Source organism: Streptomyces sp. NPDC053665 (assembly GCF_055585285.1).
The window spans coordinates 82,175-96,389 of sequence record NZ_JBVJKK010000003.1; the positions used below are offsets into that span (position 1 = coordinate 82,175).

Genomic DNA, 14,215 nt, shown 5'->3' on the forward strand with positions numbered 1-14,215 from the left:
GCAGCCCTTCAGCCGGGTGATCGATCCTGCTGAATAGACTGCCCGTGTCCAGTGCCGGTCGGCACGCAGATTTCGAACCTTGGGGAGATCCCGCCGTGACCGAGCCCCTCTCCGAAAACACCGCCGATGTCATCGTCGTCGGCGCGGGGCCAGCCGGCTCCACCACCGCGTACCACCTCGCCAAGGCCGGACTCGACGTACTGCTCCTGGAGAAGACGGAGTTCCCGCGCGAGAAGGTCTGCGGCGACGGGCTCACGCCGCGCGCCGTCAAGCAGCTGGTGGCCATGGGCATCGACATCTCCGAGGAAGCCGGCTGGCTGCGCAACAAGGGCCTGCGCATCATCGGCGGCGGGGTGCGGCTCCAGCTCGACTGGCCGGATCTCGCCTCCTTCCCCGACTACGGCCTGGTGCGCAAGCGCGACGACTTCGACGAGCAGCTCGCCCGGCAGGCGCAGAAGGCCGGCGCCCGGCTGTTCGAGCGGTGCAACGTGGGCGCCCCGATCGTCGACGAGCGCACGGGCCGCATCACGGGTGTGCACGCCAAGCTCGGCGAGGACAAGCGCGAGGTCACCTTCCGTGCGCCGCTGGTCGTCGCCGCCGACGGCAACTCCACCCGGCTGTCCCTCGCCATGGGCCTGCACCGCCGCGAGGACCGCCCGATGGGCGTGGCGGTGCGCACGTACTTCACCAGCCCGCGCCACGAGGACGACTACCTGGAGTCCTGGCTGGAGCTGTGGGACCGCCGCGGCCCCGAGGACCGCCTGCTGCCCGGCTACGGCTGGATCTTCGGCATGGGCGACGGCACCTCGAACGTGGGCCTCGGCGTGCTCAACACCTCCGACTCCTTCAAGGAGCTGGACTGGCGCGAGGTCCTCAAGGCCTGGTGCGCGTCCATGCCGGAGGACTGGGGCTACACCCCCGACAACATGACCGGGCCCATCCGCGGTGCCGCCCTGCCCATGGCCTTCAACCGCCAGCCGCACTACACCAAGGGCCTGCTGCTCGTCGGCGACGCCGGTGGACTGGTGAACCCCTTCAACGGCGAGGGCATCGCCTACGCGATGGAGTCCGGGCAGCTCGCCGCCGACGTCATCGTGCAGGCCCACGCCCGCCCGACGCCGGCCGGCCGCGAGATGGCCCTCCAGCGCTACCCGCGTGTCCTCAAGGACACCTACGGCGGCTACTACACGCTCGGCCGCGCCTTCGTGAAGCTGATCGGCAACCCGAAGGTCATGCAGATCGCGACGCAGCGCGGGCTCACGCACCCGCTGCTGATGAAGTTCACGCTGAAGCTCCTGGCGAACCTCACCGACCCGACGGGCGGCGACGCGATGGACCGCATCATCAACGGGCTGAGCAAGGTGGCCCCGAAGGCCTGACCCGGCAGCACTCCCCGGCCCGTCCGGCGCCGCCGTCCCACGGCGGCTCCGGGCGGGCCGTCTTCGTGGACCGTCTTCGTGGACCGTCCGCGTGGGTCGTCCGCGAGGCCGTCCGCAGGGGCCGCCGACGTGCCGTCACAGACGTGCCGTAGGGGGAGAATTCGGGCCAAGCGCCCCGCCGGGACGGGCGGTGCTCCCGCCGTCGGGCGGTGCGCGGGGCGGCGGAGGGCCTCAGGGGGCCGTGGGTGCGCCGTGGGACCCGAGGGGCGCCCGCGGGCACCCCGGGGCCGCCCCGGGCCGCGAGAGGGCCGTCAGGGCGGCGGTGGAGGCATGCGCACAGTCGGAGGGCCGCCGCCGGCTGTGCGGCGGCGGCCCTCCGGCCGGTGATGCGTGCGGGGGCGCGGGGTCAGAGGACGCGCACGGCGCCCGACGCCGGGTAGCCCGACAGGTCCTGGATGACGACGCCCTTGGACGGGTTGGCCGCGTCCAGGTACTGGCCGTTCCCGATGTAGACACCCACGTGGTACGCGGAGCCCTTGCCGCCCCAGTACAGGATGTCGCCCACCTGGACGCTGGACAGCGGGACGTCCGTGCCGGCCATCGACTGGTCCTGGGAGACGCGCGGCAGGTCCACACCAACCTGCTTGTACGCGGCCTGCACCAGGGAGGAGCAGTCCCAGGCGTTGGGGCCCGTGGCGCCCATGACGTAGGCGTCGCCCACCTGGGCCTTGAGGAAGGCGATGACGGTGGCGACGCTGCCGCTGGCGGGCGCCGAGACCGAGGTGGAGGCGGACGCGGAGGTGGAGGCGGACGCCGAGAGGGTGGCGCGCTCGGTACTGCGGTCGGCACGCTCGGCCGCGGCCTTGCGGGCGGCCTCGGCGGCCTTCTTCTTGGCCTCGGCCTTCTTCGCCGCGGCGAGGTCCTTCTTCGCCTCGGCCGCGGCCTTGGCGGCGGCGGCGTCACGCTCGGCGCGCAGTTCGTAGTTCGCGGCCGCCTGCTGGGTGGCGGCGGCGGACTGGGCGACCTGAGCGGACATGTCGGCCGTCAGGGTGGGCAGTTCGATGGTCTGCGTCACCGGCTCGGCGGCGCTCGCCGAGGCCGACGCACCCGCGGCTGCCAGGCTGAGGACGCCACCGGCAACTCCGGCACGCACGGCGATCGAAGAGGTCGCGCTGCGGCGGGGCTTCCGGTGGCTGCGTATGTGAGCGGTGTGGGACATGGGAACAACCGGTACCAGGGGCTCCTTCATATCTTCAAGAAACGTGTGCTGCGCCACAGTTGTTCAATCAGGCCCCCAAAAACCCCGAACGGGACCCTGCATTGACGCCCTAACGGACATTGCGGGCACCCCGTGACCCGGCTGTGATCACGGTGTTTGATCAATACGCCCGAATTGCCCCGCGCCTACCACCGGTTGACTCGATTGGCCAAGCCCCGCATTCATGGATCTCTCATCCATGTGACGGGGATCACGGAACGGCCGCCCCGGCGGGCGCGTCCGGGTGCGGAGATCACGGCCGGATCACGACCCGGCGGAGATCGTGAACGAAAGCACGCGTCCACACCCCGTTCCGCGGGCCCCTCTCACGTGTGAACGCGCCTCTATCAAGAGATCGAGTCCATCGCCAATTTGCATGCACGCGAACCCTCTTGATATTGAGACGCACCCTCCGGCCTGCGCTGACGAGCCAAAATGTCACCTCTGGTGATCACTCGGACGCTTCGCGTGTGAAGATCACCGCTCATCCGACTTCATGATCGATCGTCAGGTGGTGGAGATCACAAAGCTTGTGCAATACCCCGTGTCGCAGATCACAGAGCGTCGGGCATAAGATGCACGCGGTTGGGCTTGTGACCTGCTTCACATGTTCCCGATCTTCGCCGGGGCGGGCGGGGTTCAGGGGACGGGTGGGGCGCAAGCGAGCCCGACGCCAACCGCCAGCAGTCAGTGCCGACTGAGAGGAGCGAGGAGCGGTGAACGCTTATGCGCCCATCCTCGTACTGGGAGCCCTCGGGGCAGGCTTTGCGATCTTTTCCGTGGTCATGGCCTCGTTGATCGGGCCCAAGCGGTACAACCGGGCCAAGCTCGAGGCCTACGAGTGCGGCATCGAGCCGACCCCCACGCCGGCCGGCGGCGGGCGCTTCCCGATCAAGTACTACCTGACGGCGATGCTCTTCATCATTTTCGATATCGAGATCGTCTTCCTCTACCCCTGGGCCGTCAGCTTCGACGCCCTGGGGATCTTCGGGCTCGTGGAGATGCTGCTCTTCGTGCTCACCGTCTTCGTCGCGTACGCGTACGTATGGCGGCGCGGCGGCCTGGAATGGGACTGAGGGGCCACACGTCATGGGACTCGAAGAAAAGCTGCCGAGCGGCTTCCTGCTGACCACCGTCGAACAGGCCGCGGGCTGGGTGCGCAAGGCGTCCGTCTTCCCGGCCACGTTCGGACTCGCGTGCTGCGCCATCGAGATGATGACCACCGGCGCCGGGCGGTACGACCTGGCGCGCTTCGGCATGGAGGTCTTCCGCGGTTCGCCCCGCCAGGCGGACCTGATGATCGTCGCCGGCCGGGTCAGCCAGAAGATGGCGCCGGTGCTCCGGCAGGTCTACGACCAGATGCCGAACCCCAAGTGGGTGATCTCCATGGGGGTCTGCGCCTCCTCGGGCGGCATGTTCAACAACTACGCCATCGTCCAGGGCGTCGACCACATCGTGCCGGTCGACATCTACCTCCCCGGCTGCCCGCCCCGGCCGGAGATGCTGATGGACGCCATCCTCAAGCTCCACCAGAAGATCCAGTCCTCCAAGCTCGGCGTGAACGCCGAGGAGGCGGCCCGTGAGGCGGAGGAAGCGGCGCTCAAGGCCCTGCCCACCATCGAGATGAAGGGGCTGCTGCGGTGAGCGACGCGCACAAGGACGCAGACGGCGTGAACCCCGACAAGGCGCTCTCCGCCGAGAACCTGCCGGGCCAGCGCGGCCAGGGCGGTGAGGAGATCCGCGTCCAGCGGGGGATGTTCGGCGCCGACAGGGGTGGTGACACCACCGGCTACGGCGGTCTGGTCCGCTCGGTCCGGCTCCCGGGACCGGCGAGCCGCCCCTACGGCGGATGGTTCGACGAGGTCGCCGACGAACTGGAGGGCGCGCTGGAGGAGCAGGGGCTGCTCCCGGACAACGCCATCGAGAAGACGGTGGTGGACCGCGACGAGCTGACCTTCCACATCGAGCGCGAGCACCTGGTGACCGTCGCCCGCACCCTGCGGGACGACCCGGCGCTGCGCTTCGAGCTGTGCACCGGCGTCAGCGGCGTGCACTACCCGAACGACAAGGGCCGCGAGCTGCACGCCGTCTACCACCTGCGCTCGATCACCCACAACCGGGTGATCCGCCTGGAGGTCAGCTGCCCCGACGGCGACCGGCACATCCCGTCGCTGTTCGCCGTGTACCCCACGAACGACTGGCACGAGCGCGAGACGTACGACTTCTTCGGCATCGTCTTCGACGGCCACCCCGCGCTGACCCGGATCATGATGCCGGACGACTGGCAGGGCCATCCGCAGCGCAAGGACTACCCCCTCGGCGGCATCCCCGTCGAGTACAAGGGCGCCCAGATCCCGGCTCCGGACCAGCGGAGGTCGTACTCATGAGCACTTCCCACGCCTCCCCCCGGGAGACCACCGAAGGCACCGTCTACACGGTCACCGGCGGCGACTGGGACGAGGTCGTCCAGTCCGCGGCCCGCGCCGACGACGAGCGCATCGTCGTCAACATGGGCCCGCAGCACCCTTCCACGCACGGAGTGCTCCGCCTGATCCTGGAGATCGAGGGCGAGACCGTCACCGAGGCCCGCTGCGGCATCGGCTACCTCCACACCGGCATCGAGAAGAACCTCGAGTACCGGACGTGGACGCAGGGCACCACGTTCGTGACGCGCATGGACTACCTGACGCCGTTCTTCAACGAGACGGCGTACTGCCTCGGCGTCGAGAAGCTCCTCGGCATCGAGGACCAGATCCCCGACCGCGCCTCGATCATCCGCGTGCTGCTGATGGAGCTGAACCGGCTCTCCTCGCACCTGGTGTGCATCGCCACCGGCGGCATGGAGCTCGGCGCCACGACGATCATGATCTACGGCTTCCGCGATCGTGAGCTCATCCTCGACATCTACGAGCTGATCACCGGCCTGCGGATGAACCACGCGTACATCCGCCCCGGCGGACTCGCCCAGGACCTGCCGCCCGGCGCGGTGGACCAGATCCGCGAGTTCGTGAAGAAGATGGACAAGAACCTCCCGGAGTACGACAAGCTCGCCACCGGCAACCCCATCTTCAAGGCCCGCATGCAGGACGTCGGCTACCTCGATCTGGCCGGCTGCATGGCCCTCGGCGCGACGGGCCCGATCCTGCGCTCCACCGGCCTGCCGCACGACCTGCGCAAGGCGCAGCCCTACTGCGGCTACGAGACGTACGACTTCGACGTCCCGACCTCCGACACCTGCGACTCCTACGGCCGCTTCCTGATCCGGCTGGAGGAGATGCGCCAGTCGCTGCGGATCATCGAGCAGTGCCTGGACCGGCTGGAGCCCGGACCGGTCATGGTCGCCGACAAGAAGATCGCCTGGCCCGCCCAGCTCGCGCTGGGCCCCGACGGGCTCGGCAACTCCCTCGACCACATCAAGAAGATCATGGGCACCTCCATGGAGGCCCTGATCCACCACTTCAAGCTGGTCACCGAGGGCTTCCGGGTCCCGCCCGGCCAGGCCTACGTGGCGGTCGAGTCCCCCAAGGGCGAACTCGGCGTGCACGTCGTGTCCGACGGCGGCACCCGCCCCTACCGGGTCCACTTCCGCGACCCGTCCTTCACCAACCTTCAGGCCATGGCGGCGATGTGCGAGGGCGGCCAGGTCGCCGACGTCATCGTCGCCGTCGCGTCCATCGACCCCGTGATGGGAGGCGTCGACCGGTGACCACATCGTCTTCCGAGCGGGGCGTCAGCCTGGGCATGCCCGAACTGCCCGCACCCGCCTACCCGGACGACGTCCGGGCCCGGCTGGAGACGGACGCGCGCGAGGTCATCGCCCGCTACCCGGACTCCCGCTCCGCCCTCCTGCCGCTGCTGCACCTCGTGCAGGCCGAGGAGGGCCACGTCACCCGCACCGGCATGCAGTTCTGCGCCGACGTGCTGGGCCTGACCACCGCCGAGGTCACCGCCGTCGCCACCTTCTACACGATGTACCGGCGCAGGCCGAGCGGCGACTACCAGGTGGGCGTCTGCACCAACACCCTGTGCGCGGTCATGGGCGGCGACGCGATCTTCGAGGAGCTCCAGGAGCACCTCGGGGTCGGCAACGGCGAGACCACGGGCGACGGCAAGGTCACCCTGGAGCACATCGAGTGCAACGCGGCCTGCGACTTCGCGCCGGTGGTGATGGTCAACTGGGAGTTCTTCGACAACCAGACCCCCGCCAGCGCCAAGAGCCTCGTCGACGACCTGCGCGCGGGCCGGCCGGTCACCCCCACGCGCGGAGCCCCGCTGTGCTCCTTCAAGGAGACCGCCCGGATCCTGGCCGGCTTCCCCGACGAGCGGGACGGGGCCGTCGAGGCCGGCGGCAGCGCCGGACCCGCCTCCCTGGTCGGCCTGAAGCTCGCCAAGGGCGAGGCGTCCCCCGCGCGCGTGGTGCACCCGCGCGGTGAGTCCGCCCGGACCGAGGCGCCCCACGACCCGTCACCGACGGAGCACCTGAGCTCGCACGACGCGCCGCAGGACACATCGGCCTCCGACCCGGCCCACCCGGCCGGGCCCACTGCCGAGGAGGGGGAGTGATGACCTTGGCACCCGAGTTGAAGGACATGAGCCCCGAGAAGCTGCTGGCACCGGTGCTGTCGGCCTTCTGGGACGAGGACGCGTCCTGGACGCTGGACGTCTACCGGCGCCACGACGGCTACGAAGGGCTGCGCAAGGCGCTCGCCATGACGCCGGACGACGTGATCGCCTACGTCAAGGACTCCGGACTGCGCGGTCGCGGCGGCGCCGGCTTCCCCACCGGCATGAAGTGGCAGTTCATCCCGCAGGGCGACGGCAAGCCCCACTACCTCGTGGTCAACGCCGACGAGTCGGAGCCGGGGACCTGCAAGGACATCCCGCTCCTCTTCGCCAACCCGCACAGCCTCGTCGAGGGCATGATCATCGCGTGCTACGCGATCCGGTCGTCGCACGCCTTCATCTATCTGCGCGGGGAGGTCGTCCCGGTCCTGCGGCGGTTGCACTCCGCCGTCCGCGAGGCCTACGAGGCGGGCTTCCTCGGCGAGAACATCCTGGGCAGCGGACTCGACCTCGACATCACCGTGCACGCGGGCGCGGGCGCCTACATCTGCGGTGAGGAGACCGCGCTGCTCGACTCCCTCGAGGGCCGCCGCGGCCAGCCCCGGCTGCGTCCTCCCTTCCCCGCCGTCGCGGGCCTGTACGCCTGCCCCACCGTGGTGAACAACGTCGAGTCCATCGCGTCGGTTCCCGCCATCATGCAGCGCGGCAAGGACTGGTTCCGGTCGATGGGCAGCGAGAAGTCGCCCGGCTTCACGCTCTACTCCCTCTCCGGCCACGTCGCGAGCCCCGGCCAGTACGAGGCGCCGCTCGGCATCACCCTGCGCCAGCTGCTGGAGATGAGCGGCGGCATGCGCCCCGGGCACCGCCTCAAGTTCTGGACGCCGGGCGGCTCCTCGACCCCGATGTTCACCGACGAGCACCTCGACGTCCCCCTCGACTACGAGGGAGTGGGGGCCGCCGGTTCCATGCTCGGCACCAAGGCACTCCAGTGCTTCGACGAGACGACCTGCGTGGTCCGCGCCGTCACCCGCTGGACCGAGTTCTACGCCCACGAGTCCTGCGGCAAGTGCACGCCCTGCCGCGAAGGGACCTACTGGCTCGTGCAGTTGCTGCGCGACATCGAGGCCGGCAAGGGACAGATGTCCGACCTCGACAAGCTGAACGACATCGCCGACAACATCAACGGCAAGTCCTTCTGCGCCCTCGGCGACGGCGCCGCCTCGCCGATCTTCTCCTCGCTCAAGTACTTCCGCGAGGAGTACGAGCAGCACATCACGGGCCGAGGATGCCCCTTCGACCCGGCCAGGTCGACGGCCTGGGCCGACCGCACGGAGGTGAACGCATGACCGTGACCACCAGCTCTCCCTCCGGCGGGGGAGAAGCGGCGGTCCCGCCGGAGGACCTCGTGTCGCTGACGATCGACGGCGCCGAGATCAGCGTGCCCAAGGGCACCCTGGTCATCCGGGCCGCCGAACAGCTCGGCATCGAGATCCCCCGGTTCTGCGACCACCCCCTCCTCGACCCGGCGGGCGCCTGCCGCCAGTGCATCGTCGAGGTGGAGGGCCAGCGCAAGCCGATGGCCTCCTGCACCATCACCTGCACCGACGGCATGGTCGTCAAGACCCACCTGACCTCGCCCGTCGCGGAGAAGGCCCAGAAGGGTGTGATGGAGCTCCTGCTCATCAACCACCCGCTGGACTGCCCCGTCTGCGACAAGGGCGGCGAGTGCCCGCTGCAGAACCAGGCCATGTCGCACGGCGACGCCGAGTCCCGCTTCGACGGCCGCAAGCGGACCTACGAGAAGCCCGTCCCCATCTCCACGCAGGTGCTGCTCGACCGTGAGCGGTGCGTGCTGTGCGCCCGCTGCACCCGGTTCTCCAACCAGGTCGCGGGCGACCCGATGATCGAGCTGATCGAGCGGGGCGCGCTCCAGCAGGTCGGCACCGGTGAGGGCGACCCGTTCGAGTCGTACTTCTCCGGCAACACCATCCAGATCTGCCCCGTCGGCGCGCTCACCTCGGCGGCGTACCGATTCCGCTCCCGGCCCTTCGACCTGGTCTCCTCGCCGTCGGTGTGCGAGCACTGCTCCGGTGGCTGCGCCACCCGCACCGACCACCGGCGCGGCAAGGTCATGCGCCGCCTCGCGGCCGAGGACCCCGAGGTCAACGAGGAGTGGATCTGCGACAAGGGGCGCTTCGCCTTCCGGTACGCGCAGCAGCGCGACCGGCTGGACACGCCCCTGGTGCGCAACGCCGAGGGCGACCTGGAGCCGGCCTCCTGGCCCGAGGCGCTGCAGATCGCCGCGCAGGGGCTGCTGGCCTCCCGGGGCCGCACGGGCGTCCTGACCGGCGGCCGCCTGACCGTCGAGGACGCCTACGCCTACAGCAAGTTCGCGCGGGTGGCGCTGGACACCAACGACATCGACTTCCGCGCGCGCGTGCACAGCGGCGAGGAGGCCGACTTCCTCGCCGCGCAGATCGCCGGCCGCGGCCGGGACCTCGACGGCACGGGTGTCACGTACACCGCGCTGGAGAAGGCCCCGGCGGTCCTGCTGGTCGGGTTCGAGGCGGAGGAGGAGGCGCCCGGCGTCTTCCTGCGGCTGCGCAAGGCCTGGCGCAAGCACGGGCAGCGGACCTTCTCGCTCGCCACCCACGCCACCCGCGGTCTGGAGAAGGCCGGCGGCACGCTGCTCCCGGCGGCTCCCGGCACCGAGACCGAGTGGCTGGACGCGCTCGCCAGCGGTGCCGGCCTGGAGGGCGACGGCGCCACCGCCGCCGAGGCGCTGCGCGCCGAGGGCGCGGTCATCGCGGTCGGCGAGCGGCTGGCCGCCGTGGCCGGCGGACTGACCGCCGCCGTGCGCACCGCCGCCGCGACCGGCGCCCGCCTGGTGTGGATCCCGCGCCGGGCCGGCGAGCGCGGTGCGATCGAGGCGGGCGCGCTGCCGTCGCTGCTGCCGGGCGGACGCCCGGCGACGGACCCGCGCGCCCGGGACGAGGTCGCCGCCGTCTGGGGCGTCGCCGGGCTCCCGCACCGCTTCGGCCGCGACACCGGCCAGATCGTGGAGGCCGCCGCCACCGGCGCACTCCAGGCGCTGCTGGTGGCGGGCGTCGAGATCGCCGACCTGCCCGACCCGGCACGCGCGCGTGCCGCGCTCGACGAGGTCGGCTTCCTCGTCTCGCTGGAGCTGCGGCCCAGCGAGATCTCCCGCAAGGCCGACGTGGTCCTGCCGGTCGCCGCGGTCGCCGAGAAGGCCGGCACCTTCCTCAACTGGGAAGGCCGGATCCGCTTCTTCGAGGCCGCGCTCAAGCCCGACCAGATGACCCGCACCCTCGCGCCCACCGACGCGCGCGTGCTCCAGATGCTCGCCGACGCCATGGACGTCCACCTGGGGCTGCCCGATCTGCGCACCGTGCGCGCGGAGATCGACCGGCTCGGCGCCTGGACCGGCCCGCGGGCCGGCGAACCGGTGGAGACCGCGGCGGCCCTGCCCCGCCCGGCCGCCGGGGAGGCCGTGCTCGCCGGGCACCGGCTGCTGCTCGACCAGGGCGTGCTGCAGCAGGGGGACGAGGCCCTCGCCGGGACCCGGCACGCCGCACGCGCGCGGGTGTCGGCCCCGACGGCCGCCGAGGCGGGCGTCAAGGACGGTGACCTCCTCGCGGTGAGCGGACCGCGGGGTGTCGTCGAACTCCCGTTGCAGATCACCGACATGCCCGACCGGGTGGTGTGGCTGCCGCTGAACTCCGCCGGTGGCGGCGTCGCCTCCGACACGGGGGCGCGGCCCGGCTCCCTCGTCCGAATCGGCCCGGCGACCCTCGCCGGCGAGGCCCTCAAGGAGGTGGAGGCATGAGCCCGTCCCTCGCCGCTGAAGACCTCTCGATGTTCGGCACCGACCCCTGGTGGCTGGTCGTCGTCAAGGCGGTGTTCTGCTTCGCCTTCCTGATGGTGACCGTGCTGATCTCCATCGTGATGGAGCGCAAGGTCGTCGCCTGGATGCAGCTGCGCATCGGCCCCAACCGGCACGGCCCCTGGGGCATGCTCCAGTCGCTCGCCGACGGCATCAAGCTGATGCTGAAGGAGGACGTGATCGTCAAGCGCGCGGACAAGGCGGTGTACGTCCTCGCGCCGGTCATCGCGGCCATCCCGGCCTTCATGGCGATCGCGGTGATCCCCTTCGGCCCGGCCGGCAACGAGATCTCGATCTTCGGCCAGCGCACCACCATGCAGCTCACCGACCTGCCGATCGCGATGCTGTACATCCTCGCGGTCGCCTCCGTCGGGATCTACGGCATCGTCCTGGCCGGCTGGAGCTCCGGCTCGACGTATCCGCTGCTGGGCGGACTGCGTTCCTGCGCGCAGATGATCTCCTACGAGATCGCGATGGGCGCCGCCTTCGCCTCGGTGTTCCTCTACTCCAGGTCGATGTCGACGTCGACGATCGTCGAGGGGCAGACCGACCGCTGGTACATCCTGCTGCTGCCGGTCTCGTTCATCCTCTACATCGTCACCATGGTCGGCGAGACCAACCGCGCCCCCTTCGACATGCCGGAGTCCGAGGGCGACCTGGTCGGCGGCTTCAACACCGAGTACTCGTCGATCAAGTTCGCGATGTTCATGCTCGCCGAGTACGTCAACATGGTGACCGTCTCGGCCGTCGCCACCACGCTGTTCCTCGGCGGCTGGCGGGCCCCCTGGCCCATCAGCACCTTCTGGGAGGGCGCCAACCACGGCTGGTGGCCGCTGCTGTGGTTCACCGTCAAGGTCCAGCTGCTGCTGTTCATGTTCATCTGGATCCGCGGCACCCTCCCGCGCGTGCGCTACGACCAGCTGATGAAGCTCGGCTGGAAGGTCCTCATCCCGGTCTCGCTGGTGTGGCTGATGCTCGTCGCGACCGTCCGGGCCCTGCGCAACGAGGGCTACGAGTTCGCCGACATCGCCCTCTACGTCGGCGGTGGCGTGCTCGCCCTGCTGCTGCTCTCCTTCGTCGCCGACATGTTCCGCGAGAAGGGCCGGAAGGCCGAGCAGCCCGCCGAGGCCCCGGCCGCCTTCGACCCGATGGCGGGCGGCTACCCCGTGCCGCCCCTGCCGGGACAGGAACTCCCGCCCGTTCCGCGCCGGCGCCCGCGCCGGGAGCGGGAGCTGATTGTCAGTGGCGGGCCCGATACTCAGAGTGACGAATCTCTGGGCGGATCCACGGATGGAAAGGAGGCGTCCGATGGCTGAGGAACTCGAGCGTTCGCAGGCCGAGGAACCGAAGGACACCAAGCCCGGCTTCATGAACCCCGTGGCCGGTTTCGGCGTGACCTTCAAGGCCATGTTCAAGAAGCGGCTGACCGAGCAGTACCCGGAGCAGCAGAAGACCACGGCTCCGCGCTTCCACGGACGGCACCAGCTCAACCGCCATCCGGACGGCCTGGAGAAATGCGTGGGCTGCGAGCTGTGCGCCTGGGCCTGCCCCGCCGACGCCATCTACGTGGAGGGCGCCGACAACACCGACGAGGAGCGCTACTCGCCGGGCGAGCGCTACGGCCGCGTCTACCAGATCAACTACGCCCGCTGCATCCTGTGCGGCTTGTGCATCGAGGCGTGCCCCACCCGCGCGCTGACGATGACCAACGAGTTCGAGCTGGCCGACTCCAGCCGGGCCAACCTCATCTACACCAAGGAGCAGCTGCTCGCCGGTCTGGAGGAGGGCATGGTCGACTCGCCCCACGCCCTCTACCCCGGCACGGACGAGCAGGACTACTACCGGGGCCTGGTGACGGAGGCCGCGCCCGGCACCGAGCGGCAGGTCGCGCACTCCAAGGGCGAGGTCGTCCAGGAGGCCGACTCGACCTTCGGCGGGACGGAACCCGCCTCGGAGGGAGTGATCGGCCGATGAGCGCCCAGCTCGCCGCCTACTCCACCTCCACCGGGGAAGCCGTCCAGTTCTGGATCCTCGGCACGGTCGCGGTGATCGGCGCCCTGTGCACCATCCTCATGAAGAGGGCCGTGCACAGCGCGCTCTGCCTCGCCGGGACCATGATCATCCTGGCGGTGTTCTACCTCGCCAACGGCGCCTACTTCCTGGGCGTCGTGCAGATCGTCGTCTACACCGGCGCGATCATGATGCTGTTCCTGTTCGTCGTGATGCTGGTCGGCGTCACCGCGGCGGACTCCCTGAAGGAGACCATCAAGGGCCAGCGCTGGCTCGCCCTGCTGTGCGGACTCGGCTTCGGCGTCCTGCTGATCGCCGGGATCGGCAACGCCTCCCTCAAGGAGTTCAACGGCATCGGCCAGGCCAACGCCGGGGGCAACGTCGAGGGCCTGGCCGCCCTCCTCTTCACCCGGTACGTCTTCGCGTTCGAGATCACCGGCGCCCTGCTGATCACGGCCGCCGTCGGCGCCATGGTGCTCACCCACCGCGAGCGCACCGAGCGCGCCAAGACGCAGCGGGAGATGGCCGAGGAGCGCGTCCGCACGGGCACGTACCTGCCGCCGCTGCCGGCCCCAGGTGTCTACGCCCGGCACAACGCGGTCGACATCGCGGGCCTGCTGCCCGACGGCACCCCGTCCGACCTCACCGTCAGCAAGACCCTGCGCGAGCGCGGCCAGATCCGCGACGTGTCGCAGGAGGCGCTCAACGACCTCAAGGCCCTGGAGCAGCGGGCCGAGGAGCGCCTGGAGCGCAGGGCGGTCGGGCCGGCGAAGTTCCAGCGGTCCGAGGAGGCGTCGAAGTGAACCCCGTCAACTACCTCTACCTCGCCGCCCTGTTGTTCACCATCGGCGCCACCGGCGTGCTGATCAGGCGCAACGCGATCGTGGTGTTCATGTGCATCGAGCTGATGCTCAACGCCTGCAACCTCGCGTTCGTCGCCTTCTCCCGCATGCACGGCAACCTCGACGGCCAGATCATCGCCTTCTTCACGATGGTCGTCGCCGCCGCGGAGGTCGTGGTCGGGCTGGCGATCATCGTGTCCCTGTTCCGTGCCCGCCACTCGGCCTCGGTCGACGACGCCAGCCTGATGAAGCTGTAAGG

The 14,215-nt window shown here is 70.2% G+C and carries 13 protein-coding genes; 12 read left to right on the plus strand and 1 reads right to left on the minus strand.

Features of this window, described 5'->3' with window-relative positions:
• Positions 1 to 95 precede the first annotated feature (95 nt).
• Entirely contained in the window at positions 96 to 1,379 is a 1,284-nt protein-coding gene (locus ACZ6ZN_RS13315; protein ID WP_398112102.1) for a geranylgeranyl reductase family protein, read from the plus strand.
• Positions 1,380 to 1,785: 406 nt separating this feature from the next.
• Here the strand turns inward: ACZ6ZN_RS13315 and ACZ6ZN_RS13320 are convergent, their stop codons facing one another.
• Positions 1,786 to 2,628: a C40 family peptidase gene (locus ACZ6ZN_RS13320; RefSeq protein WP_398112101.1), complete on the minus strand. Its 843-nt coding sequence runs from the start codon at positions 2,626 to 2,628 to the stop codon at positions 1,786 to 1,788.
• Between the two features lie 725 nt (positions 2,629 to 3,353).
• Between ACZ6ZN_RS13320 and ACZ6ZN_RS13325 the strand changes: the two genes are divergently transcribed.
• The 11 genes from ACZ6ZN_RS13325 to nuoK are packed head-to-tail and all read left to right on the plus strand — an operon-like array spanning position 3,354 to position 14,213.
• Positions 3,354 to 3,713 carry an NADH-quinone oxidoreductase subunit A gene (locus tag ACZ6ZN_RS13325; protein WP_398112100.1) on the plus strand — a complete coding sequence of 120 codons (360 nt, stop codon included), beginning with the start codon at positions 3,354 to 3,356 and terminating at the stop codon, positions 3,711 to 3,713.
• 13 nt (positions 3,714 to 3,726) lie between these two features.
• Positions 3,727 to 4,281: a NuoB/complex I 20 kDa subunit family protein gene (locus ACZ6ZN_RS13330; RefSeq protein ID WP_007383964.1), complete on the plus strand. Its 555-nt coding sequence runs from the start codon at positions 3,727 to 3,729 to the stop codon at positions 4,279 to 4,281.
• The gene (locus ACZ6ZN_RS13335) at positions 4,278 to 5,024 is read left to right on the plus strand and encodes an NADH-quinone oxidoreductase subunit C (RefSeq protein ID WP_398112099.1); all 747 of its coding nucleotides are present in this window, start codon (positions 4,278 to 4,280) and stop codon (positions 5,022 to 5,024) included. The genes ACZ6ZN_RS13330 and ACZ6ZN_RS13335 overlap by 4 nt, the downstream gene beginning before the upstream one ends.
• Positions 5,021 to 6,343, plus strand: coding sequence for an NADH-quinone oxidoreductase subunit D (locus ACZ6ZN_RS13340; RefSeq protein ID WP_398112098.1), 1,323 nt, complete (start codon positions 5,021 to 5,023; stop codon positions 6,341 to 6,343). Before ACZ6ZN_RS13335 ends, ACZ6ZN_RS13340 begins: the two co-directional genes overlap by 4 nt.
• Positions 6,340 to 7,200 (plus strand): NADH-quinone oxidoreductase subunit NuoE, encoded by an 861-nt coding sequence (gene nuoE / locus ACZ6ZN_RS13345; RefSeq protein WP_451877310.1) that lies wholly within the window; start codon positions 6,340 to 6,342, stop codon positions 7,198 to 7,200. The genes ACZ6ZN_RS13340 and nuoE overlap by 4 nt, the downstream gene beginning before the upstream one ends.
• Positions 7,200 to 8,546, plus strand: a complete 1,347-nt coding sequence (gene nuoF / locus ACZ6ZN_RS13350) for an NADH-quinone oxidoreductase subunit NuoF (protein WP_469645854.1) — start codon at positions 7,200 to 7,202, stop codon at positions 8,544 to 8,546. Before nuoE ends, nuoF begins: the two co-directional genes overlap by 1 nt.
• The gene (locus tag ACZ6ZN_RS13355; RefSeq protein WP_469645856.1) at positions 8,543 to 11,047 is read left to right on the plus strand and encodes an NADH-quinone oxidoreductase subunit G; all 2,505 of its coding nucleotides are present in this window, start codon (positions 8,543 to 8,545) and stop codon (positions 11,045 to 11,047) included. Before nuoF ends, ACZ6ZN_RS13355 begins: the two co-directional genes overlap by 4 nt.
• Complete coding sequence (gene nuoH, locus ACZ6ZN_RS13360; RefSeq protein WP_469645858.1) at positions 11,044 to 12,420, plus strand: NADH-quinone oxidoreductase subunit NuoH; 1,377 nt, start codon at positions 11,044 to 11,046, stop codon at positions 12,418 to 12,420. The genes ACZ6ZN_RS13355 and nuoH overlap by 4 nt, the downstream gene beginning before the upstream one ends.
• A complete protein-coding gene (gene nuoI, locus ACZ6ZN_RS13365; protein ID WP_398112093.1) occupies positions 12,413 to 13,078 on the plus strand; it encodes an NADH-quinone oxidoreductase subunit NuoI in 666 nt (221 codons plus the stop codon). The genes nuoH and nuoI overlap by 8 nt, the downstream gene beginning before the upstream one ends.
• On the plus strand, positions 13,075 to 13,917 hold the full coding sequence (locus tag ACZ6ZN_RS13370) for an NADH-quinone oxidoreductase subunit J (protein ID WP_469645862.1): 843 nt from the start codon (positions 13,075 to 13,077) through the stop codon (positions 13,915 to 13,917). Before nuoI ends, ACZ6ZN_RS13370 begins: the two co-directional genes overlap by 4 nt.
• Entirely contained in the window at positions 13,914 to 14,213 is a 300-nt protein-coding gene (gene nuoK / locus ACZ6ZN_RS13375) for an NADH-quinone oxidoreductase subunit NuoK (protein ID WP_003992252.1), read from the plus strand. The genes ACZ6ZN_RS13370 and nuoK overlap by 4 nt, the downstream gene beginning before the upstream one ends.
• Positions 14,214 to 14,215: the final 2 nt, after the last annotated feature.